The organism is Bradyrhizobium sp. Leo170 (genome assembly GCF_004296405.1).
In the GTDB taxonomy this organism is placed as follows: domain Bacteria; phylum Pseudomonadota; class Alphaproteobacteria; order Rhizobiales; family Xanthobacteraceae; genus Bradyrhizobium.
Genome location: NZ_PSRR01000710.1, coordinates 1 through 1,433 on the forward strand (window position 1 = coordinate 1; position 1,433 = coordinate 1,433).

A 1,433-nucleotide genomic window follows, 5' to 3' on the forward strand; every position below is an offset into this window, starting at 1 on the left:
GTCCGCGTTCGGCGCCGCGCGCTGATCCCCATCTCATCCCGCCCTCTTAGTCGGGGGCGGGAATGCCATGCAAACTCCGACCGTTTCGTACATCACGTTTGAATTCCTCCCTGGCGTGCAGCACTTTGCGTGCGAGCAGATGCGTGCCACCCTGTCGGTGCAAGCCTGCGCGGACAACTGGCGCCGTGGTCACCAGGACGGCGACCTGTCCCGTCAACGCTGCAAGGGCTGCGAGATTGGAGCGATGCATGCCGGCGAGGCAGGCACGAGCAGGTCGTCGCTCCTAGGCACCGCGATCTGTGGCCGATGCCATCGCACTGCGACGCGATTGATACGCAAGCACCTCTGCCCGAGCTGCTACAACAGGCAACGGGAGGTACTTGTGGGCAAGAACGCCAAAGGCGCACCGCCAGTGAAGTGGCAAATCCTGGGCCGGCGCACCATTGCCTACCAGCTATCCGACGGCACCGTGGCTGAGCGCACAATCGACCGCGCCGCCGACACGGACGAACTGGTTGTGGCGGTGCTGCGTGACGAGCGGAAGGCGGTCCGGTTCGGCTTTCGCGGGAAGGGCCCGGCGATCGATCAAGCCGAGCTCGAGCCGTGGGACCCGCAGCGTGACACGCCGAGATGTCCTGTGCCAGACCAACTCGCTGCGAGCAACGGTTGAGCTCAAAACGTCGCTGAGATGGACCTTGGCGGACTACATCGAGGCGTTGCAGAAGCAGCTCCAGCAGCAATACACGAAGGCGCGGCACGCGCACGTGCGTCTGCGCACTTCAACCGGAAGGGCACGCCGCCTGTGGACTCATCCGCCGCTGGCATCGCATTTTGTCTCTTACATGGCCGGCAGCGTACCGCGCACGCGAAGCTAACGCGAATATGCGGAATGGTTTCTTTGCCGACGGCCGCGCATAGTCCAATGGCCTCCGGTGCCCCCTCAATGCTCGAAATTTTCCGTGAGCAGCGTGAACTGGTCGACAGACATGCGGAAGGATCCGTTATGAAGAAGTACGCCTTTCTCGTAATCGTTCCTGGCCTCAGCATTGATGAGCGTCACTGAGGCGTAATACAGATCGCGCTTGCGCAGCATATGTTCCTCGATGAGCTCGGCAAGACGGGCGTCGTCGATGTCCGCTATATCGCCTGCGTTAGGGTACGCATCTGCCCGGACGATCACCGAACTCGGGATTCCGTCCCGAACTCCGATGATCTGCGGACCTTTCGTCTCGTCTTTTTGGACAGTGAACGCCTGGAATCCAGCCTTAGCTACCTTGTCGGCAATAGCGAGCGTCGCGACTGCATTCAACGTGCTTCGCGGAATCAGCCGGTCGTCGTAAATCTGCTCAATGGCAAACCGGACCGCCATCCGCTCGAAGGTTTCGTATGGCATGTCCGCGTCAGGGCAGTTGAGGTTGAAGCGGGTGCCATCA

3 protein-coding genes are annotated in these 1,433 nt (G+C 61.3%); 2 read left to right on the forward strand and 1 reads right to left on the reverse strand.

From position 1 onward, the window contains the following. Window positions 1–382 precede the first annotated feature (382 nt). Window positions 383–670 (forward strand): hypothetical protein, encoded by a 288-nt coding sequence (locus tag CWO89_RS44160; protein WP_130584379.1) that lies wholly within the window; start codon window positions 383–385, stop codon window positions 668–670. A gap of 25 nt (window positions 671–695) precedes the next feature. Then, window positions 696–875: a hypothetical protein gene (locus tag CWO89_RS44165; protein ID WP_130584380.1), complete on the forward strand. Its 180-nt coding sequence runs from the start codon at window positions 696–698 to the stop codon at window positions 873–875. Window positions 876–940: 65 nt separating this feature from the next. On the opposite strand, the gene CWO89_RS46675 is transcribed toward CWO89_RS44165, so the two are convergent. Continuing rightward, on the reverse strand, window positions 941–1,433 hold a 493-nt coding region (locus CWO89_RS46675; RefSeq protein WP_165421611.1), incomplete at its 5' end, for a DUF8840 domain-containing protein.